The sequence below is a fragment of the Roseibium sp. FZY0029 genome (genome assembly GCF_036350355.1).
In the GTDB taxonomy this organism is placed as follows: domain Bacteria; phylum Pseudomonadota; class Alphaproteobacteria; order Rhizobiales; family Stappiaceae; genus Roseibium.
This window is the reverse complement of record NZ_JAZDVZ010000001.1, coordinates 566,662-586,175: the sequence shown is the minus strand read 5'-3', so window position 1 is coordinate 586,175 and position 19,514 is coordinate 566,662. Positions and strand designations below refer to the sequence as shown.

General features: G+C 60.4%; 18 protein-coding genes. 9 read left to right on the top strand and 9 right to left on the bottom strand.

Annotation, left to right across the window (positions count from 1 at the left end; translation table 11 throughout):
- Positions 1 to 41: 41 nt before the first annotated feature.
- Positions 42 to 503, bottom strand: coding sequence for a nucleoside deaminase (locus V1T76_RS02700; RefSeq protein WP_330559070.1), 462 nt, complete (start codon positions 501 to 503; stop codon positions 42 to 44).
- A gap of 102 nt (positions 504 to 605) precedes the next feature.
- Here V1T76_RS02700 and V1T76_RS02695 point away from each other — a divergent pair, with 102 nt between their 5' ends.
- Entirely contained in the window at positions 606 to 2,195 is a 1,590-nt protein-coding gene (locus V1T76_RS02695) for a pseudouridine synthase (RefSeq protein ID WP_330559410.1), read from the top strand.
- Complete coding sequence (gene rsmD, locus V1T76_RS02690) at positions 2,192 to 2,749, top strand: 16S rRNA (guanine(966)-N(2))-methyltransferase RsmD (RefSeq protein ID WP_330559069.1); 558 nt, start codon at positions 2,192 to 2,194, stop codon at positions 2,747 to 2,749. The genes V1T76_RS02695 and rsmD overlap by 4 nt, the downstream gene beginning before the upstream one ends.
- A gap of 51 nt (positions 2,750 to 2,800) precedes the next feature.
- Here rsmD and V1T76_RS02685 read toward each other — a convergent pair whose 3' ends face one another.
- From V1T76_RS02685 to purD, 6 genes are all read right to left on the bottom strand, one after another.
- On the bottom strand, positions 2,801 to 3,661 hold the full coding sequence (locus tag V1T76_RS02685) for an MBL fold metallo-hydrolase (protein WP_330559068.1): 861 nt from the start codon (positions 3,659 to 3,661) through the stop codon (positions 2,801 to 2,803).
- A 217-nt stretch (positions 3,662 to 3,878) separates the two neighbouring features.
- Positions 3,879 to 4,223, bottom strand: coding sequence for a hypothetical protein (locus V1T76_RS02680; RefSeq protein ID WP_330559067.1), 345 nt, complete (start codon positions 4,221 to 4,223; stop codon positions 3,879 to 3,881).
- A gap of 115 nt (positions 4,224 to 4,338) precedes the next feature.
- Positions 4,339 to 5,187 (bottom strand): patatin-like phospholipase family protein, encoded by an 849-nt coding sequence (locus V1T76_RS02675; RefSeq protein ID WP_330559066.1) that lies wholly within the window; start codon positions 5,185 to 5,187, stop codon positions 4,339 to 4,341.
- Between the two features lie 123 nt (positions 5,188 to 5,310).
- The gene (locus tag V1T76_RS02670) at positions 5,311 to 8,460 is read right to left on the bottom strand and encodes an EAL domain-containing protein (protein ID WP_330559065.1); all 3,150 of its coding nucleotides are present in this window, start codon (positions 8,458 to 8,460) and stop codon (positions 5,311 to 5,313) included.
- 387 nt (positions 8,461 to 8,847) lie between these two features.
- Positions 8,848 to 9,768, bottom strand: a complete 921-nt coding sequence (locus V1T76_RS02665; protein ID WP_330559064.1) for an alpha/beta hydrolase — start codon at positions 9,766 to 9,768, stop codon at positions 8,848 to 8,850.
- Positions 9,769 to 9,871: 103 nt separating this feature from the next.
- Positions 9,872 to 11,149, bottom strand: a complete 1,278-nt coding sequence (purD, locus tag V1T76_RS02660; RefSeq protein WP_330559063.1) for a phosphoribosylamine--glycine ligase — start codon at positions 11,147 to 11,149, stop codon at positions 9,872 to 9,874.
- Positions 11,150 to 11,463: 314 nt separating this feature from the next.
- Here purD and ubiA point away from each other — a divergent pair, with 314 nt between their 5' ends.
- The gene (gene ubiA / locus V1T76_RS02655; RefSeq protein WP_330559062.1) at positions 11,464 to 12,420 is read left to right on the top strand and encodes a 4-hydroxybenzoate octaprenyltransferase; all 957 of its coding nucleotides are present in this window, start codon (positions 11,464 to 11,466) and stop codon (positions 12,418 to 12,420) included.
- Positions 12,421 to 12,469: 49 nt separating this feature from the next.
- Here ubiA and V1T76_RS02650 read toward each other — a convergent pair whose 3' ends face one another.
- Complete coding sequence (locus V1T76_RS02650) at positions 12,470 to 13,060, bottom strand: DUF6101 family protein (protein ID WP_330559061.1); 591 nt, start codon at positions 13,058 to 13,060, stop codon at positions 12,470 to 12,472.
- A 445-nt stretch (positions 13,061 to 13,505) separates the two neighbouring features.
- Between V1T76_RS02650 and V1T76_RS02645 the strand changes: the two genes are divergently transcribed.
- From V1T76_RS02645 to lpxK, 6 genes are read left to right on the top strand one after another with little or no spacing between them, the layout of a single operon-like run.
- A complete protein-coding gene (locus V1T76_RS02645) occupies positions 13,506 to 14,849 on the top strand; it encodes a TldD/PmbA family protein (RefSeq protein ID WP_330559060.1) in 1,344 nt (447 codons plus the stop codon).
- Positions 14,836 to 15,684: a 3'(2'),5'-bisphosphate nucleotidase CysQ gene (locus V1T76_RS02640; protein WP_330559059.1), complete on the top strand. Its 849-nt coding sequence runs from the start codon at positions 14,836 to 14,838 to the stop codon at positions 15,682 to 15,684. Before V1T76_RS02645 ends, V1T76_RS02640 begins: the two co-directional genes overlap by 14 nt.
- Before the next feature lie 34 nt (positions 15,685 to 15,718).
- Positions 15,719 to 15,958, top strand: coding sequence for a DUF4170 domain-containing protein (locus tag V1T76_RS02635; RefSeq protein WP_330559058.1), 240 nt, complete (start codon positions 15,719 to 15,721; stop codon positions 15,956 to 15,958).
- A gap of 33 nt (positions 15,959 to 15,991) precedes the next feature.
- Positions 15,992 to 16,690 (top strand): lysophospholipid acyltransferase family protein, encoded by a 699-nt coding sequence (locus V1T76_RS02630; RefSeq protein WP_330559057.1) that lies wholly within the window; start codon positions 15,992 to 15,994, stop codon positions 16,688 to 16,690.
- On the top strand, positions 16,683 to 17,999 hold the full coding sequence (locus tag V1T76_RS02625; protein ID WP_330559056.1) for a 3-deoxy-D-manno-octulosonic acid transferase: 1,317 nt from the start codon (positions 16,683 to 16,685) through the stop codon (positions 17,997 to 17,999). Before V1T76_RS02630 ends, V1T76_RS02625 begins: the two co-directional genes overlap by 8 nt.
- Positions 17,996 to 19,018 carry a tetraacyldisaccharide 4'-kinase gene (gene lpxK, locus V1T76_RS02620; protein ID WP_330559055.1) on the top strand — a complete coding sequence of 341 codons (1,023 nt, stop codon included), beginning with the start codon at positions 17,996 to 17,998 and terminating at the stop codon, positions 19,016 to 19,018. The genes V1T76_RS02625 and lpxK overlap by 4 nt, the downstream gene beginning before the upstream one ends.
- A gap of 26 nt (positions 19,019 to 19,044) precedes the next feature.
- Here lpxK and V1T76_RS02615 read toward each other — a convergent pair whose 3' ends face one another.
- Entirely contained in the window at positions 19,045 to 19,260 is a 216-nt protein-coding gene (locus V1T76_RS02615) for a DUF2093 domain-containing protein (protein WP_330559409.1), read from the bottom strand.
- Between the last annotated feature and the right edge of the window lie 254 nt (positions 19,261 to 19,514).

The window sequence follows — 19,514 nt, the reverse complement described above, 5'->3', positions numbered from 1 at the left end:
TTGGGCAACGGACAATCCCGTCAATCTGCTCTGAATTCACTCTAGCGTTTCGCCTGGAAGAACGTTTTGAGCAGCTCGCCCGCCCGCGTTTCGCCGATGCCCGAATAGACGTCCGGTGCATGATGGCAGGTCGGCTGGCAAAAGAACCGGGTGCCGTGATCGACGGCTCCGCCCTTTTCGTCGCCGGCACCGTAATAAAGCCGGCGGATCCGTGCAAAGGAAATTGCGCCCGCACACATGGGGCAGGGCTCGAGCGTCACGTAAAGATCGCAGTCTGGAAGACGCTGTGAGCCGGCCAGGGCACACGCGGTCCGGATCACGAGGACTTCCGCATGGGCGGTTGGATCGTTCAGCTCCAGGGTCCGGTTGCCGTCCCGGGCAATCACGTCTCCGCCGCGCACCAGCACGGCACCGACGGGGACTTCCCCACGGTCTGCCGCCTTCACGGCTTCTTCAAGCGCAAGATCCATGAAAGATGTCTGGTTGGAGAAAGCTGTGGGCATAAGGCAAGGTGAGTTGGAGGGAAGGGGTGCAGACAGCCTCGATCTGAAGGCCGTCCGGCCGGTCCTGTTTACCTGCAATTGCGGTTGCCGTCAGCCCCGGCGATGGCCTTTGCCGGGGGCACATGGCTCTGCCATGCGTCCGGAACACGGCGCCTCTGCGGTCAATGCAGAAAACAAGCGATTCCCGAAAGGCTCAAGCTCTGCTATGACGCGCGCATGACGACAAGAAAATTCTCTTCCGAGCGCCCGGGTCCCGAAAAAGGCCGGGGACGCGACAAGCGTGCACCGGAAAAGCGCCGGTCTGCACCGAACGACAAATCGAAAGCCGGCCCCAAAAAGGGCGGCTTCGAAAAACGGGCGCCGAAACCGGCGACTGCACCGCTGGCAGGCGATGCCAATGACCGGGGCGAGCGCATTGCCAAGGTGATGGCGCGCGTCGGCCTGTGTTCCCGCCGCGAAGCGGAAGTCTGGATCGAAAACGGCCGGGTTGAGCTCAACGGCAAGCTGTTGACCACGCCCGCCGTCACGGTCACACCCGACGACAAGGTGCTGGTCGATGGCGAACCGCTGCCGATGCGCGAGCGCACGCGGCTCTGGCTCTATCACAAGCCGCGCGGTCTGGTGACCACCAACAAGGATCCGGAAGGCCGTCCGACCGTGTTCGAACGCTTGCCCGACGATCTGCCGCGCGTCCTGACCGTAGGCCGTCTCGATATCAATACCGAGGGCCTGCTGCTGCTGACCAACGACGGCGGGCTGGCACGCGTTCTGGAATTGCCGGCCACCGGCTGGTTGCGCCGCTACCGCGTGCGCGCCTTTGGCAAGGTGACCCAGGCGGATCTCGACACCCTGAAGGACGGCATCGCGATCGAAGGTGTGCTCTACGGCGCCATCGAGGCAACGCTCGACAAGGAGCAGGGCAACAACGTCTGGATGACGGTGGGGCTGCGCGAAGGCAAGAACCGTGAGGTCAAGCGCGTCCTGGAGCACCTGGGTCTTGCCGTGAACCGCCTGATCCGTCTGTCCTATGGCCCGTTCCAGTTGATGGATCTGCCGGAAGGCGACGTCCGCGAAATCCGTGGCCGCGTTCTGCGTGACCAGTTGGGCGATGCCCTGGCCGAGGAAGCCGGCGCTGATTTCGACGCTCCGATCTTTCATGCTCCCAAGCCGGAAGCCGAAAAGAAGTCCGCAGGCGCAAAGCGCGGCGGCGGCAGGGAAGGCGGTGGCCGGGATGGCGGCCGTGACCGTGGCGGCCGGGATGGAGGCAATCGCGAAGGCCGTGACCGGGATGGTAGTGGCCGGGACGGTGGCAAGCGCGAGGCCAGCCAGGGTCGCTGGATGACGGCACGCGAAGGCCGCAGCGAAACCGACCGCAAGCGCGCAGCCAAGAGCGAACGCAACCAGCAGCGGGAAGATCGCAAGAAGGCAACCGGTCAGGGACCTCGCAAGAATGCCGGGCCGCGCCAGGAAAAAGTAAAAGTCTCGCCGCGCTCGCGTTTCCGCCTGACCTCCGAGCCGAAACCGCGCAAGGATTTCGGTGAAGAGCGGTTCACGCCGCCGCCGCGCCGCATCTGGGGCGAGGAAGGCGTGGTGGAAGACAAGCAGCAGGAACGCCGTTCCAGCCGTGACAAGGACGACCGGCGCGGGCCTCCGAAAGGTGGACGTCCGCCGCGTCGCGGGGATCGTTCGTGAGAATAGTTGCCGGGCGTTTCAAGGGCACAGCCCTTGCCGCGCCGAAATCACACGACACCCGTCCGACCAGTGACCGCTTGCGCGAAACCATTTTCAACATCCTGGCCCATGGTCTGGATGTTGATCTTGACGGCGCACGCGTGCTGGATCTGTTTGCCGGAACCGGCGCGCTGGGCTTCGAGGCGATCAGCCGGGGCGCCCGTCATAGCACCTTCATTGAAGAAGGGACGGAAGCACGCGGCATCATACGCCGGAACATGGAAACCCTCGGCCTCAATGGCGCTGCCAAGATCTTCAGGCGCGATGCCACGCGGCTCGGCAGTGCCGGCACCATTGAGCCTTTCGATCTGGTGTTCGCCGATCCGCCCTACGACAAGAAGCTGGGCGAAAAAGCCCTTGCCTCCGCAGCCGGAGGAAACTGGCTGAAGCCGGGCGCCCTGTGTGTGCTCGAAGAAAGAGCGTCGGCCCAGATTGATGTTCCAGACGGCTTTGAGGAACTCGATCGCCGCCAGGCGGGCGACAGCCAGGTTCTTTTTCTGAAGTTTGTCGGCTGAGGATTTTTTTCCTCAGCCGTTCCGAATGTGCTCACAGTTCCACTCGGGCCATCAAGCGCCGCCGGGCATCATTATGTAGGCGGTCTTGCGCGTTGGCAGACTGGATCGGCTGACAATGAGTGTGGGCGTTTCCGCTCGCACGATGTCGTAGCCTGCTTCCTGCGCGCGGCCGACGAACGCCTGCAACGCTCCCGGAAAATGAAAATGCATCGGAACGACCATTGCAGGGCCGATGCTTTCCAGAACGTCCATCAGGCTGTCGAGCCGCAGGGTCGAGGAATTGTCGATTGCGGCAAAAACGACGTCGATCTGGCCAAGGCGGACAAGATCTTCCTGTGTCAGCCGGTGATGCAGGTGGCCCAGGTGCGCAATGCACATGTCGGCAACCTCGAAGATGAAAATCGAATTGCCGAGCCGGCGTTCGGCTCCGTCCCAGCCTCGGATGTTGGTCTGAATGTTGCGGATTCGAACATCGCCAACCGTCAGGTCATGATCCAGTGGACCGCCCTTCGGGTTCCAGCCGTACAGCAGGTGTTCGATGTTGGGATCCGGGCTGACGGAATAATGCGTGCCGTGGGCGCCGTTCATCGTCGCGACGGTCGGTGGCAACAGCGGCCGGACACTGTCGTTGTAATCGGTCGCGATCCGCACGCCCTTGGGCGTTTCAAGCTCGAAGGTGGAATGGCCGATATATCGGATCTGCACTTCGTTGGCCTGCAAGGACGCACGCCATATGCGTACTTCATCCGGTCCCGGGGATCTGAGGGGCGCGTCAGCAACCAGTTGGCAGACCGCGTAAGCCGGTCCTGACAGCACCGCTGCAACCAGGAGCCCGAGCAGCAGGGGTCCAATCCGGAGCAACCTGCCTGCCTTCTGTCGCCGTCCGTGAAATGGGTAACTGAATATCGCCATGTCGATCCATCCCGAGAGCCACGCCTGAAGCAAATACTAGGGGGCGGACCGGCAACGGCAAGTCTCGGCCTCGGCCCTGATGGCCGTTTGTCTGAAACTTGGGACGATTTGGATGGCGATGCCAAAAGAAAAGGCAACCGACTTGCGCTGAAAGCTGCAAAGGCGGTTGCCTGAGGTGGGGGCGGGTGGGAGGAAGAACCTGCCCCGGAATGGACTTTCAAACCACGTAGAGACTGACCGGCGGCTTTCCGGATTTCGCCGTCCGGCCGGCCGCGTCGCCTTCTGCCGAAAGGCCGGCGCTGCTCGCCTGCCGGTAGATCAGGTCGCCCGCATGCCCGGCTTCCATGACGAGGGCTTGCTGGCTGCAGAGCGACGCCAGTGACAGGCCCAGCCGGCGGAAGTGGGCCCGGCGGTAGCAGTAGACGGCAAGAGCGGCGCGCTGCTGTTCCGGTAGCTGGCACCCCACATCCGAAACCGCGTTCAACGTTGCGTCCAGCAACCGTTTCAGCAAATCGTCCGATACCGGACAGGCTTCCAAGTCTGTTGATCCCGATGGCCGCATTGACCTTCTCCTAATAGATTGAGAAAAGTATTTAGGAGTAAGATTAATGATGTGTTAAAGGCAAAGACAGGTTCAATAAAAAGGAATTATACGTATAAATCAGAGATTGTTGCCATCAAGTAACTGCCATTGTTTCTTTTATCAGTTTCTCCAGTTGTTCCCTTGTAACTGTACGCAAGGACTCTGCCTTATCCAGAATGCTCTCTGCTTTCATGAAATCCAGAACACGGATCGAGTCGTGAGGCGGGCTGACCAGGATATCCGGTTGATCTGACTTCAGTTTTTGCTTGGTGATGGTTTGCATGAGGATCTGGGACGAGCCGAACAGCGAGTCCAGCATGCTGATGTCGTCCTTGTTTTCCCGTGGAACCGGCGCCCCAACGACATCAACGGCAATCACGATATCGCAATTCGCCCTGAGACCGTCAAAAGGCAGTGGATTGACGACACCGCCGTCGATCAGAAACCGGTCGCCATAGCGCACGGGTCTGAAAACCGCGGGAATCGCTATCGAGGCGGCCAGGGCAGGCAGCAAGGGGCCACTTTCAAAATCCACTTCCTCGCAGCGATAGAAGTCCGTCGCCAGCATGCGCAGCGGGATGTCCAGATCTTCGAACGTTTCGGACAGATAGTCTGAGACAAACACTTCCAGCACGCGCAGCGGGTCGAACTGCACCGGGCCGCCACGGAACACATCTGCGAACTTGCGTGGTCTCAATTGCCAGAGGCGCGACAGAACGCTGTTGCGATCAGCAAAAATCTCCAGCGCAATGTCGCGGATTTCCTGGCCGCTGCGACCACTGGCATAGGCGGCTCCCATCAGGGCACCGATCGACGTGCCGTTGATCCGCACGGGTTTTATGCCAAGGTCGTCAAGAGCTTCCAGCACGGGGATGTGGGCAAGACCACGCGCGCCGCCGCCGCCAAGGGCGAGACCGATTGTGGGGGAAGTGGTGGAGGGCATGTTCCGGATCCGGCAGTGAGGGTATGACCTCCTGCACATGGGGGTTGAAACGCGCCTTGCCAACCGTCCGGGTGCTGCCAAAGTCCATCCCGGTCCAAAACCGTCACTCGGTGCCTGGGGATTTTAGATCACGAAATAAAGGTCGTCCGTCGCTTCCGACATCCAGTCCGTTGCCTGATGGAAAGGCATCGGCCGGGCGATCAGGTAACCCTGGATCGAAAAATCGCCCATCATCCTCAGGCGGTCGTATTGAGCGTCGGTCTCGACACCCTCGCAGACGACGCCGATATTGAGCGATCTGGCCAGGTGGATGAGCTGGTTGACGATCACTTCCTTCTTTGCGTCCTGAAGCATCTGACGGGTGAAGGAACGGTCGATCTTCAGCCCATTGATAGGCAGATCGGAAACATGTGAGAGCGACGCATATCCGGTTCCGAAATCGTCCAGCTCGATATGGACCCCGAGCTCGAATAGCTCCCGCAGTGCCGCCAGGTGCCCGGACCGGTTGTCGTTCAGGAACACGGATTCCAGGACCTCGGCGGTGATATGCTCCGGACCGATATCGTGTTTTTCCATGGCGGCCTTGAAGTGATCGAGCAGCAGCCCGGACGAGAGATGCGAGGGGGAGACGTTCACGGAAATACGGCCGAAGTCGATCCCCTGGTCGATCCAGGACCGGGCGGCGGCAAAGGCCTTGTCGATGACGATCTCGCCCAGGATCGGAGCCAGCCCGGATTTTTCAACGACGGGCAGGAACTCCGCAGGGGAGACGGTGCCGCGCTCCGGATGCTGCCAGCGCACCAGCGCCTCTATGCCCGTAACGGACTGGGAGCGCAGATTGACCTGCGGCTGGAACACGAGGAAGAACTGGTCGTTCTTGACCGCATCCTTCAGTTCCAGCTCGATCTGCGCTTCCGTTTCGCTGTCGGTGCGCATGTCCGGCCGGAAGAATGTGTAGCGGTCCTTGCCGTTTTCCTTGGACTGGTAAAGGGCGAGGTCGGCATTGACCAGGAGCGTTTCGAAGTCGTCGCCATCATCCGGGCAAAGGGCCAGGCCCATGCTGACGGTCGGCCAGAACCTGTGGCCATTGAATTCCATCGGCATCCGCATGATCCGGCGAGCGCGTTCGCACAACTCGTTCGGATCCGACGTGCCCCCTTCTGCGAGGATGACGAATTCGTCGCCGCCCCAGCGATAGGCCGTGCCCAGCCCCCGGCAGACTTCCCGAAGCCGCCGCCCGGTTTCTTCCAGGCACTGATCGCCAGCAAGATGGCCAAGCGTATCGTTGACCCGCTTGAACCCGTCCATGTCGACATGGATCAGGAAGGCCGGTTTTTCACGCCGGGCAAAACGTTCCTTGGCATCGCGTTGGCAGCCGGCGCGGTTGGACAGTTTTGTCAGCGGATCGAAATAGGCGAGACGTTCGGCCCGTATCTTGGCTTCGCGGGTTTCGTTTTCCCGCTGCACCCGTTCCGACACGTCATTGGCAATTGCCACCAGCAGATCTCGGTCCTGGTCGCGCAGGATCTGCACCCTGAGGTCGACCGGATATTCGCTGCCGTCCTTGCGCCGGTGAACGCTTTCGGCCGACAGGCTGTCTCGGTGCCCTCTCAGCAGCAGCGCCACATGCCGGCGAACGGTGCTTGGGTCATAAACAAGATCGATATCGCCGATTTTCTGGGACTTGAGCTCTTCCAGCGTGTAGCCGAGATTGGTGAGGGCACAACGGTTGGCATGTTCGATCTGGAAGGTTGAGGCGTCCAGGATGTAGATCTCGTTGAGAGACGACTCCAGAATATGCGCGAGCAGATGGTTTCTGCGTTCCGCCAGACAGCGGTCGGTGATGTCGTGAATGGTGCCGACCAGCTTGGCTGCCTTGCCGTCAGGCCCGGCAAGCACGTACCCGCGAACATGCAGATACTGGATGCTGCCGTCGTCATGCGCCATGGGATGTTCGAGGTCGAATTCGCCACAGGTTTTCACGGCGGCATTGACCGCCTCCAGGGTCTTCCTCCGTTCGTCACCGGGAATGCGGGAAAACAGAAATTTCTGGACCTGGTTTGGCGGAAGATCGGGCGGGATCTTCATGATCCGGTAGTATTCCTCGGATCCGACGATTTCATTCGAAGAAATGTCCCGTTCCCAACTGCCGACATGCGCAATCCGCTGTGCCTCGATTAGTTGTTTTGTGCTGCTTTCCAGCTTGCGGGTGTTCTCCAGAACCTCTGCTTCCAGACGGGAACGTGTCAGTTGGACGGAGGACTGAAGACGGGACAGGAGACGGAAGACCACGGTCCAGGCAAGCAAGGCCAGACCGACGCCCGCCATCAGCGACAGCAGCGTCCCCTTGGCAAAGCCCCAGATGTTGCTGGTGATGTCCTTTACCAGCAGAAGCTTTACATCATGGTCAGTGCTGACGACCGTAATCGGCAGGTCTCGAACCATGAACACCTTGCCGTCCTGAATGGTGAAGCTGCTGAGGCCGGCGAAATGACCGTTGGAAGTGACTTTTTCGAAGTTGAAGCCGGTCGGCGTCAGGTTTCCGAGAACCTTGTAGTGAACGGTGCTGCTGTCGTCGGCATCGGAGATTTCGAAGGCCTTGAAGATCTGTGCATTGACCGCGGAGCTGGCCAGCGCGAGCGATTGTTCGATGTTGATCGCAAGCTTCAGATAGCCGATGCGGGTACCGTCGACGAGCCAGGGTTTGAACACGCTGACAACGAATTCGTTGTTCGGGCCGAGTTCGATCGCATCGACTTCACGGAACCTGCTGGAGTTCAGCTCGGATTGGAAGCTGCCGGCATTCCGGTTTGCGGAATGGTTGCTCTGGGCGCGATAGATGACCTTTTGGTCGGCAGAGTAGATCGTCAGTTCCGCGATGTTGAGATCTGTAGCCTTTCCGGCGAAGACCCTGTCGGCAACCGCCTTGATGTTGGCCGGATCTCTCTTGCGGATAGCAGTCTGCAAGTCGGTGTCGGCGCTGACAACGCTGACGGCCTGATCGAGCGCCTGCTCCCCGAGCGTCCGTTGGTGCATCAGCAGCCGCTCGGTGGTGCGCACGATCAGATCCTGCGGCTCGCTGAGCGTTCGATATTCCGTAATGACATTCTGAAAGGTAAGGACAGCGACCGTCAGGCAGAGAAACGACAGAAAAACGACCCGGAGCGGTTTTTCGAAACAGGTTTCATCCTTGCACCACCGGGCGAGAAGCTGGTCAACGAGGGCGCTCGGACCTTTGCCAAGCGTCTGCGTGCGCGGTGTCTCGTCGCGCAAGTTCTTCCGTTGCCGTAACTTTTGCTTTCCCTGGCGTTGCATCTGTTCCCCCGAGCAGCCGCAGCTCCTCTTGTTCCGGCAAGGACAGTCCACTCTTTGTTATGGCCACCGGACAAGGTGAATTTATGCAAACGACCACTGCCAATTTTCTCAATAGGCCGTATTGGTTAAATTGTTTTGAATGTGTTCCTTAAAGCTTATTAAGAAAAAAGCCGCGGGCGGTGATGATTTCACTGTTTCGATTCGAGCTGTATCTGTTCATTATCTGCTGAAAGACGTGCCGAAAAAGAATTCAATTGGTGTTCTCCAATCATCTTTACCGGCGTCAACTTGCGGTGCGCTCCTCCTGCTTGAGCAGGTTCGGCAACCCTTGATAGGGTCTCGTTTTCAGGACAATTCCGCCGTGTTTTTGAAAAATGCAATCAAGGCTGCAGCAGTTTCCTCCGGGGCTTCTTCAGGGAGGAAATGTCCGCAGGCAACTGAGGTGCCGGTCGCGCTCGCGCACCAGCTTTGCCAGACCTGAAGCGGATTATCGACGCTGGTCGCGATGCCTTTGTTTCCCCAAAGCGCGAGGAGGGGAGGCTCAATTTTTTTTCCAGCCTTGAGGTCTGCGTGGTCATGCTCGTAATCGATCCTCGCCCCAGCGCGGTAGTCCTCGCAGGTTGCCGCCACCCGATCCGGTTCGCAGAACCAATCGCGATTGTGAGTCATGGCCTCTTTGGAAAAGCACGACAGATCGTTGGCGGCGGTCCAGCTTGCCAGCGTGTGTTCGAGAAACGCCACAGGCGCGGCAGAAATCATGTTTTCGGGGAAGGGGGCCGTCTGGGCCAGAAACATCCAGTGATAGATCTTCAGGCCGAACAACCTGTCCATCCGGTCCCAGTAGTCACAGGTCGGCAGAATGTCGAGAACGGCGACTTTGGTCAGCACTTCGGGATGATCAAGCGCCAGTCTGTACGCCACACGGCCGCCGCGGTCGTGTCCGGCCAGAGAAAAGGTCGTGTGGCCCAGACCCTTCATCAGGTCGACCATGGTCACTGCCATGTTTCGCTTGGAATAAGCAGCATGATCGTCCGACAGCGGCGGGACAGACGACCGGCCATACCCCGGCAGGTCCGGCAAGACGACCGTGAAGTGTTCGGCAAGCTGTGGTGCGATCTTATGCCAGCAGATATGCGATTGCGGATAGCCGTGCAGCAAAAGCAGCGGTGGACCGGATCCCCCCACCCGGCAGAACAGATGCATATCGTTGACGTCGACAGTTAGGCTGTCGAACCCCGGAAACAGATCCGGCAGGTTGTTTTTCACATTTGCCTCCCCAGCCCGCGCTGGAGAGGAGATTAGCTTCGTTTGCGCACGCGCGCCAAGTCCCGCAACGGGAAAGGCCGCAAAATTGGGAAAGAGGCTCCTGTCAGCCTTCGCTTTCCCGTGCGATGGCGCGCCAGCCGATATCGCTTCGGCAGAAACCTTCCGGCCAGTCGATATCACGGATGCGCTCATAGGCGCGCTGCTGTGCCTCGTGAACGGTGGCCCCAACGGCTGTGACGTTCAGGACGCGACCACCATTGGCGACAACCTGCGCGCCGTTGCGTCTGGTGCCTGCGTGGAAAACGGCAACGTCGTCCGTCGCGGCTGTGTCGAGGCCGCGAATTTCCGTGCCCTTGTCGTAGCTGCCCGGGTAACCCTTGGCAGCCATGACGACGGTCAGCGCGGCTTCGTCGCGCCAGTCGGCCGTCATCCGGTCAAGTCGGCCTTCGACGCTGGCAAGCAACAGGTCAAGCAGATCGCTTTTCAGCCGCATCATCAGCACCTGACACTCTGGATCCCCGAAACGGGTATTGTATTCGATCAGCTTCGGGCCATTCTTGCCGATCATCAGGCCCGCGTAGAGAACGCCCTTGAAGGGCGTACCGCGTTTGGCGAGCGTTGCGATGGTCGGTTCGATGATGGTTTGCATCACCTCTGCAATCAACGCGTCAGTCAGAACGGGTGCAGGCGAATAGGCACCCATGCCACCGGTGTTCGGGCCTTCATCGCCGTCATAGGCGCGCTTGTGGTCCTGAGCAGTGGCAAGCGGCAGTGCATTGGTGCCATCGGACAGCACGAAGAAACTTGCTTCCTCACCTTCCAGAAATTCTTCGATAACGACTTCCGCGCCGGCCTCTCCAAACGAGCCCTCGAAACAGGCCGTAACCGCGTCCTCGGCTTCTTTCAGGGTCATGGCGACCACAACACCCTTGCCCGCTGCGAGCCCGTCCGCCTTGACGACAATCGGTGCACCTTGTTTGCGAACGTAGGCGAGCGCGTCTTCTTCCGTGTCGAAACGGCCGTATCCCGCCGTCGGGATGTCTGCTTCGTCGCAGACACCCTTGGTGAAGGCCTTGGAGCCTTCCAGTTGGGCGGCTGCTTTCGAAGGGCCGAAGGCCTTGAGGCCGGCTGCTTCCAGATCATCGACAAGGCCTGCCACAAGCGGTGCTTCGGGACCGACGACGACAAGGTCGATCTCATGGTCACGGCAGAAACCGATAACCGCCTGATGATCCGTGGTATCCAGATTGCAAAGTTCGGCCACCTCGGCAATGCCGGCATTGCCGGGCGCTGCATAGAGCTTTGTCAGCTTGGGAGATTTTGCCAGTGCCCAGGCAAGCGCATGTTCGCGGCCGCCGGATCCTATCAGGAGAAGTTTCATAAACGGGCAGTCTCTTCGTGAAGATGGAAGCAGGAGGGCCGTCACGTAACACGGAGGGCCGCACACCGCAATTGGCGGTGCAGCCAATGGCGCATTTCCGCCGGTCGGCGCCCCGCCGTGACGCGGCAGGAAACGTTGATGTCTGTCTTCAGATCCGGTCCCCGGATCAGCTTTGCAGACGGGGCCCAGGTGATGCGGTCTAATCCGCCCCTGGCGCATCTGTGACGTCTTGCGGGATGAATTTCCTGCCGAATGTCGCTAAAAGAACCGGACAAGGTCGGAATGCGTCAGCGTTTCCGCCGGATAATTGATGAATGGACGGATCGAAAGTGTTTTCCACCAACGACACGGGGCCGGTTGCGGATGCGGTCAAACAGCATTGGGTAGACACAAGCTTGCCCGCTGGCCTGCGCCCCTATGCCCGCCTGGCCCGCTGGGAACGTCCGATCGGCTGGTGGCTGTTACTGTGGCCCTGTTTCTGGTCGGCGTCACTGGCGGCCATTGCCGGCGGAAAGGCCTGGCCGGACCTTTGGCATATGGTTCTGTTTTTCATCGGCGCGGTTGCCATGCGCGGTGCGGGCTGCACCTATAACGACCTTGTCGACGTCGATATCGATTCAAAGGTCGAGCGGACCCGCTCACGGCCGATCCCGGCAGGGCAGGTCAGCAAGCTTCAGGCAAAGATCTTTCTGGTGGCGCAGGCGCTGGTCGGCCTTGCGGTGCTGCTGCAGTTCAACACCTTCACGATCTGGCTGGGTATTGCCTCGCTTCTGCCGGTTGCGATCTACCCGTTCATGAAGCGCATCACCAACTGGCCGCAGTTGTTTCTGGGCTTCGCCTTTTCCTGGGGCGCACTCATGGGGTGGGCAGCCGCCTTCGGCTCGCTGTCCTGGTCCCCCGTGTTTCTTTATGTGGGCGGTATCTGCTGGACGATCGGTTACGACACCATCTACGCCCATCAGGACAAGGAGGACGATGCCCTTGTGGGGGTGAAGTCGACGGCCCGCCTCTTCGGTGAGCACACCAAGCTGGCCCTGATCCTGCTTTACAGCTGCGCGACGGCTCTATTCTTCATGGCGGCGATGTTCGCCGATGCCGGCCCGGCCGCCTTTGTCGGCATTCTGGCCGGTGTTGTTCACCTTGGCTGGCAGATCGTCGTGCTGGATATTGACGATGGCGATCAGTGCCTGCAGTTGTTCCGGTCCAACAGCACGTATGGCTGGATCCTGTTCTTCGGCTTCGTTGCCGATGCAATGATCGGCGCGCTGTAACGAAAAAAGCCCCGCAGGACGGGGCTTTTTTTAAAGTCTCAGGCTTGGATCAGGTGCGGGCGATAATCTCGCGCTCATTGGCATGAACGGTTGCCGCGGGCTCCTGCCGGCCGGGCAGACGGCGATTCAGAAAGCGTGGACGGCGGCCTGTCAGAAGGCGAAGCTTGCGCCGGGGCGCAGGTTTGGCCGCCGGAACGGCACTGTAAGCTTCGATCGGTTTCACCTTGCCACCAAGGTCGCACACCAGCATCGGCAGGTTGAAAACCTGGGCCCAACGGCTCCAGAGAACGGCAAGGTCGTCGGATTTCTCCGTTTCCGCCAGAGTGATCGATAGCGCGCTGTCGGGATGTTTCAGGATCAGGGCCGCAACGATTTCGCCAGGCACTGCCCCCGGAACGATCCGCACCATGACACCGTCGAAACCTTGTGCAGGCACCACCACCGTTACCGGAACACCGGCTACCCGCCTCTTGATGACCGCCCTGTCGCGGTCCAGGAAAATTTCGGCTGGCAGGGAAGGGGTGCCCGGCCGGTTTTCAAGGCGCTGCTCGAAGTGGGCCGGAAGGCAACCGGGGTGCAGCATCGTATTCGTGCCGGCCCCGGTTGCTACCATTTCCTGTATTTCTGTTTGACGTCTCAAATGACTCTCCACCGGACCTTTAGGTCGGACCATTTTTGGTCTCTCGATGTGTTTCAATGTACGGATGAAAAGTCGTGAACCACTTAAGATACAGAGTTAAAAAAGTCTGATTTATAAGAGGGTTACTGGAATGTAAGCAGGCAGGTAAGGTCTTGTTCAGTCATGTGGCAGATGGAGCGAAATACAACCTGTGAATGAATTTCCCGCCTTGTCCCGATCCGGCCTATCCTGCCGTCTCCATTACGAAAACCCGTCGCCAGGACTTGGCATTGCAACCTCTTGCCGCGACCGGCGCAAAATCCCATTTGCAGCCGATAAGGGGACTGACCCCCATGGCTTGCGCGTCCTTTAGCGGCTGGATTGCCCGCAAACTGCTCTGGCAGTTGCAGCGCAGCCGTGCTGAGCGTAAACAACTGCCGAACCAGAAGACGAGAGAGCGGACACGATGTCGGAACTGATTGATCAAAGCGAACTGCAATCCCGGGCAGCCCGTCTGGTGGAAGCAGCCCGCAAGGCCGGAGCTGACGCCTGCGATGCGATTGCGGTTACCGGGGTTTCGCTGTCTGTCGATGTCCGCGAAGGCAAGGTAGAGGAAACCGAGCGCGCTGAAGGCGATGACGTTACGCTGAGGGTGTTTGTCGGCAAACGCACTGCGGCCGTATCCGCCAACCGGCTCGATGATCCGGCAAGCCTTGCCGAACGGGCCGTCGCAATGGCCAGGGTCGCTCCGGAAGATCCTTATGCCGGCCTTGCCGATCAGGATCTTCTCGTGAAGGACTTTCCGGAGCTTGAGCTTCTGGACACCAGGGAAATGACCGCCGAGGATCTGACGCAGATCGCGCTGGAAGCGGAAGCCGCCGGTCTGGACGTCGAAGGTGTGACCAAGTCCGGGGGCGCGGGCGCGTCCTGGCGCCTGGCCGGGGTCGTTCTGGCGACCAGCCACGGGTTTGAAGGCTCCTACATGTCGTCCCGCTATGGCATGTCCATGACTGCCGTTGCCGGCGAAGGCACCGGCATGGAGCGGGACTACGATTTCGATAGCCGCACCTTCTTCGAGGATCTGGAGGCGCCGGCGGAGATCGGCCGCAGGGCAGGCGAAAGAGCCGTTCGCCGCCTGAATCCGAACAAACTGTCGACCCGAACCGCCAATGTCATTTATGAATCGCGTGCTGCACGCAGCATTCTCGGTCACCTTGTCGGGGCGATCAACGGGGCAGCTATTGCGCGCAAGACCAGTTTCCTGAGAGACCGGATGGGCGAGGCGGTGTTCGCGCCGGGCATTCAGGTGGTGGACGACCCGTTCAAGCGCCGCGGCGCTGCAACACGCCCGTTCGACGGCGAGGGCACGCGCGCGGAACGTCTCGATGTCATTGAAGACGGTGTCCTGCGTCACTGGTTCCTGGATGGTGCATCCGCCCGTGAACTGGGGTTGACGCCGAACGGCCGGGCCCACCGAAGCGGCAGCGGCACGTCCCCGGGCGCAACCAACATCACGTTGATGCCGGGCGAGAAATCGCTGGAAGAACTGATGGCGGAAGCCGGACAGGGCCTCCTGGTGACCGATCTCATCGGTCACGGCGTCAACGGTCTGACCGGTGACTATTCCCGCGGTGCGGCCGGTTTCTGGTTTGAAAACGGCCAGATCGTCGAAGCCGTCAGTGAAATCACCATTGCAGGCAATCTGAAGGACATGTTCGCACGGCTCGTTCCGGGCAGCGATCTGGACAATCGCTATTCGGCTGCCACCCCGTCGGTGATGATTGAAGGAATGGCCCTTGCCGGAAGCTGACAAGGGATCGGCGACCAGCGGACCGGATGAAGCCGGACTGGATGAAGCCGGGCGGGACGCGGACCTGCGTCTGCTGGAAACGGCCGCGCGCCAGGCTGGCGATATCGCGCTGGGCTTCTTCGGTCAGGATCCCGAGACCTGGTACAAGGGCAAGGCAGGCATGTCGCCCGTGTCGGAGGCCGATCTCGCTGTGGATCGGTTCCTGGCGGACTATCTGCGATCCGCGCGCCCGGATTACGGTTGGCTGTCGGAGGAAACGGCCGACGACCGCAGCCGTCTGAACCATGAGCGTGTCTTCATTGTCGATCCGATTGACGGCACGAGAGCCTTTCTGGCAGGTGGGGACGAATGGACCGTGGCGATTGCCGTGGTTGAGGCTGGCCGGCCCATTGCCGCTTCGGTTTTCTGTCCGCGCCGGGACGAGATGTTCCTGGCCCGTACAGGCGGCGGAGCCTGGCTCAACGGGTCGAGACTTTCAGTCTCGGACCGCACAGGCCTTTCCGGCGCAACGCTGACCGGGCCTCATTCCATCGTTGCCAATCAGGATGTTGTGGCCGCAGGATTTGTAGGGACGGAAATCCTGCGCTCCCTGGCCTATCGGCTGGCCGTCGTTGCGGCAGGTCGGGTCGATGTCGGCACTGCGCGTGGCGGCCCGAGCGATTGGGACCTTGCAGCGGCGGATCTTTTGGTGCAGGAAGCGGGCGGTGTATTGACCGACCTGTCGGGCCGGAACCTGATCTACAACCGCGCCAAGACCGGCCACCCGGCCCTGATCGCAGCTCCCGTTGCGCTGATCGGGCCTGTTCGCGACGTGCTCGACGATCTGATCGGATAGCGGCACGATTGCAGCGACCAAAGCGAGGATATTCATGAGTGACACCGATACTCCGAAACAGCTCCTTCATCTTGTGTTCGGCGGCGAGCTGGAATCACCCGAAGGACTGACGTTCCGGGACCTGAACGATCTGGATATCGTCGGGATCTATCCGAATTATGCCGAAGCCTACAAAGCCTGGAAATCCAAGGCGCAGGCGACGGTCGACAATGCGCATATGCGCTACTTCATCGTCCACATGCACCGCTTGCTCGATCCGGAAACGGCTTCTTAAAGGCAGCACAGCTCTTTCAGGCGACAACACCAAATGATCAAACGCCTCGGCCGCCAACCCTGGGTTCTGGCCAGCATCGGCACTTTGATGGCCGCATATCTGAAGCTGGTCTATCGCACCAACCGGTTCGTCATCGAGCCGGAGGGCGTCCACGAACAGTCCGAAAAAGATCTGCCGGTGATCGTGGCCATGTGGCACGGGCAACACTTCATGGTGCCTTTCGCCAAGCCGGCCCACTGGCCGGCCAAGGTGATGATTTCCCGCTCCGCCGATGGTGAGGTCAACGCGATTGCGGCCCGCAAGCTGGGGCTGGGGCTGATCCGTGCCTCCGGCGGCAAGAATGCCCGCCAGATCAAGAAGCGCGGCGGCATGCGCGGTTTCATTGAGGCGCTTCGTGCGTTGAAGGAAGGTTATTCCATCGCCATGACGGCGGATGTGCCAAAGGGCCCGGCCCGCAAGTCCGGCGTCGGCATCGTTCAGCTTGCCAAGCATTCAGGCCGTCCGGTCCTGCCGGTGGCCGTCGCCACCAGCCGCAGCATCGAGCTCAACAGTTGGGACAAGGCCAGCGTCAACCTGCCTTTCGGCCGTGGCAGCATCGCTGTGGGCGAGCTGATCTGGGTGCCCGCAGATGCGGACGACGAAACCCTCGAGGACTATCGCCTCAAGGTCGAGGACGGGCTCAACAAGGCAACGAAACGGGCGTATGAGCTGGTCGGAAGGGTGGATGGCTGACCGGCGCCCCCTTGTCTTCAGTCTCTACAGGGGCCTTGCCCGGGCCCTGACGCCTCTGTTCAATCTTCTCTTCTGGTTTCGCAGCCGGTCCGGCAAGGAAGTACCGGCCCGCAAGAGCGAGCGTTTCGGCCGCACGGCAACACGCCGCCCCATTGGATCACTTGTCTGGATCCACGCCGCGAGTGTCGGCGAAACCATGTCCGTGCTGCCGCTGGTTGAGGAACTGACGGCATCCGGACACAAGGTGCTGCTGACCACCGTCACCGTGACGGCGGCGGAACTGGCGCAAGGCCGTTTGCCTGAAGGTGCGATCCACCAGTTCATGCCGTTCGATGCTCCTGGCCCGGTGTCCCGGTTTCTCGACCATTGGTCGCCGGATCTGGCGATGGTGGTGGAATCTGAAATCTGGCCCTGCCTGTTTGACGAAATGCGTGCACGCCAAACGCCCTTCGTGCTGCTGAATGGCCGCTTGTCAGATAGGTCCTACCGAAGCTGGGCGCGGTTTCCGCGCATTTCGGGATATCTGTTCCGCTGCCTCGATCTGGTTCTGGCGCAAAGCACTGCTGATGGCGAGCGGTTTCGCCTCTTGGGCTGCAGCAATGTTTCAACACCGGGAAACTTGAAATTCGACGCACCGGATCCGGCCGTGGATGAAGACCAGGCCGCCGCCTTGAGGACACAGACAGGCGGGCGTCCGGTCTGGCTCGCGGCTTTGACCCATCCGGGCGAGGACGAAATCGTGCTGGACGCCAACAGCCGCCTTTGCGAGGAATTTCCCGATCTGTTGCTGCTTCTGGTGCCGCGCCATCCTGCCCGCGCAGATGAGATTGCTGCCCTCATCGAAACCCGTAGCCTGCGCGCCGCACGCAGAAGCCTCGATCAGGCTATCGAAACGGACACAGACGTCTATCTCGGTGATACACTGGGCGAGATGGGACTTTTTTACAGATTGGCACCGGTGACATTTTTGGGTGGTTCTTTTAACGATGCAGGCGGGCATAACCCGGTGGAAGCCGCGCTTTCGGGCTCGGCGCTGGTCACCGGACCGCGCGTGGCGAACGCCCGGGCCGTCTACAAGGATTTCTGGATCCGGCAGGCTTCTCTTAAAGCCGAGCTGCCGGAAAATCTGGCGGAGCGTGTTGGCGACCTTCTGCGCGACCCCGAAAAAGCAAGGCAGCAGGCGGAAACGGCAAGAGCTCTCGTTGAGGCCGGGCGCGGCGCATTGGCCGAAACCCTGAAGGTGCTTCAACCCATGCTCGGAAAATCCGGCCCGGCGCCTGAAAATCCACAGTCTCGGGGCCGTGCATGAAGACGGCGCCCGACTTCTGGTGGAAGCCGGGATCGACACTGGCAAGCTGGCTGCTGTCGCCGGTGGGCTGGATCTATGGCCTCGTCTCCGGACGACGCATGTTGAAGAAACCGAAAGCCAGGAGCCGGTTGCCCATCATCTGTGTCGGCAATTTCGTGGTCGGCGGCACCGGCAAGACGCCCTTTGCCATTGAACTGTCCTACCGGCTGCAGGAAGAGGGTTTGCGTCCCGGTTTCCTGTTGCGTGGATACGGCGGCAAGGCCAAGGGGCCGCTGCTCGTCGACGCCGGTCTGCACGATGCTGACGTGGTGGGGGACGAGGCCTTGTTGCTGGCCAGATACGGCCCAACCGTGATTTCCGCCGACAGGCCTGCTGGTGCCCGGCTTGCCGAACAGCAGCCCATCGACGTCCTTCTGATGGATGACGGATTTCAGAACCCGGCTCTGGCGAAAGACCTTAGCCTGGTGCTTGTCGATTGCAGTGTTGGTTTCGGCAACGGAAAATGCCTGCCCGCCGGGCCGTTGCGGGCCCCGGCGGCGAAGCAGATCCTCAAGGCCGACTGCCTGGTTCTGGTGGGCGAGGGCGATGCGGCTGAAGAAGCGATCCATTTGGCCGGACGCAAGGGGTTGCCAATCCTGCACGCACATGTGCGGCCACAGCCGAACGACGAGCTGGCCGGATTGAGGCTCTTTGCCTTTGCCGGCATCGGCAGGCCGCAAAAATTCTTCGATACGCTGAAGTCGCTTGGCTATGACGTGAAGAAAACGCGGGAATTTCCCGATCACCACCTCTACACGCAAGCCGACGTTCGCGCTCTGCTGACGGAAGCCGAGGAAGCAGGGTTCAAGCTGGTGACCACGTCAAAGGACATGGCAAGGCTGGAAACCGCGACAGGCGAACTGTTCCACTGGATTGCATCCAGCGCGGCCGTTCTGGAAGTGCGAATGGAAATTGATGACGAAGACCGGCTGGCATCCCTTATCAAGGAACGGCTGCGGCAGCGTCAGTTCGGAAAATAAGGCTGTCTGGCCTTGCCTGAAGCGGCTCAGCGCGTTTCCAGGTACCGTTTCATGGATGCATTGGCATCGACATAAGCTTCCTGCCGAGCAACAGACCAGTATTTCAGTTCATCAAGCGGGATCGCGGTCCCGGTCACCGCACAGCGTACGAAAGTCCCCGGTGTTTCCACCTGATAGTCTCCGTCCAGGTAGCGGACACGGGCTTCACTGGGGATGCGCGGATTTTCGTAGCGGTTCATGATCTGCAGTTTGCTGTCGGTTGATCGGGAAGTCTTGGTAGCATTTATGGCAGACTGGCAGGTGAGGGCAAGTCAAAGCTTTGCCAGGGAGCCATTTCCCAAGGCACTCGTTTCCGGTCATAAAGTCGGCAGGGCGCCCAATGCCCAACTCGAAAGAGAGCTCGGGCCTGGAGAACTGGCAAGTGGAATTCTCCGCTAATGGGATGAATTGCGCGCCAAAACGCCTATGTTGGAAGAAACAACCAAGTTGCCCGGTC

What these genes read in the sequence shown, in the direction of transcription:
- V1T76_RS02700 (WP_330559070.1), bottom strand. Translation starts at nt 503, where the DNA reads ATGCCCACAGCTTTCTCCAACCAGACATCTTTCATGGATCTTGCGCTT.
- V1T76_RS02695 (WP_330559410.1), top strand. Translation starts at nt 606, where the DNA reads ATGGCCTTTGCCGGGGGCACATGGCTCTGCCATGCGTCCGGAACACGG.
- V1T76_RS02685 (WP_330559068.1), bottom strand. Translation starts at nt 3,661, where the DNA reads ATGGCGATATTCAGTTACCCATTTCACGGACGGCGACAGAAGGCAGGC.
- V1T76_RS02680 (WP_330559067.1), bottom strand. Translation starts at nt 4,223, where the DNA reads ATGCGGCCATCGGGATCAACAGACTTGGAAGCCTGTCCGGTATCGGAC.
- V1T76_RS02675 (WP_330559066.1), bottom strand. Translation starts at nt 5,187, where the DNA reads ATGCCCTCCACCACTTCCCCCACAATCGGTCTCGCCCTTGGCGGCGGC.
- purD (WP_330559063.1), bottom strand. Translation starts at nt 11,149, where the DNA reads ATGAAACTTCTCCTGATAGGATCCGGCGGCCGCGAACATGCGCTTGCC.
- ubiA (WP_330559062.1), top strand. Translation starts at nt 11,464, where the DNA reads ATGGACGGATCGAAAGTGTTTTCCACCAACGACACGGGGCCGGTTGCG.
- V1T76_RS02645 (WP_330559060.1), top strand. Translation starts at nt 13,506, where the DNA reads ATGTCGGAACTGATTGATCAAAGCGAACTGCAATCCCGGGCAGCCCGT.
- V1T76_RS02635 (WP_330559058.1), top strand. Translation starts at nt 15,719, where the DNA reads ATGAGTGACACCGATACTCCGAAACAGCTCCTTCATCTTGTGTTCGGC.
- V1T76_RS02630 (WP_330559057.1), top strand. Translation starts at nt 15,992, where the DNA reads ATGATCAAACGCCTCGGCCGCCAACCCTGGGTTCTGGCCAGCATCGGC.
- V1T76_RS02625 (WP_330559056.1), top strand. Translation starts at nt 16,683, where the DNA reads ATGGCTGACCGGCGCCCCCTTGTCTTCAGTCTCTACAGGGGCCTTGCC.
- lpxK (WP_330559055.1), top strand. Translation starts at nt 17,996, where the DNA reads ATGAAGACGGCGCCCGACTTCTGGTGGAAGCCGGGATCGACACTGGCA.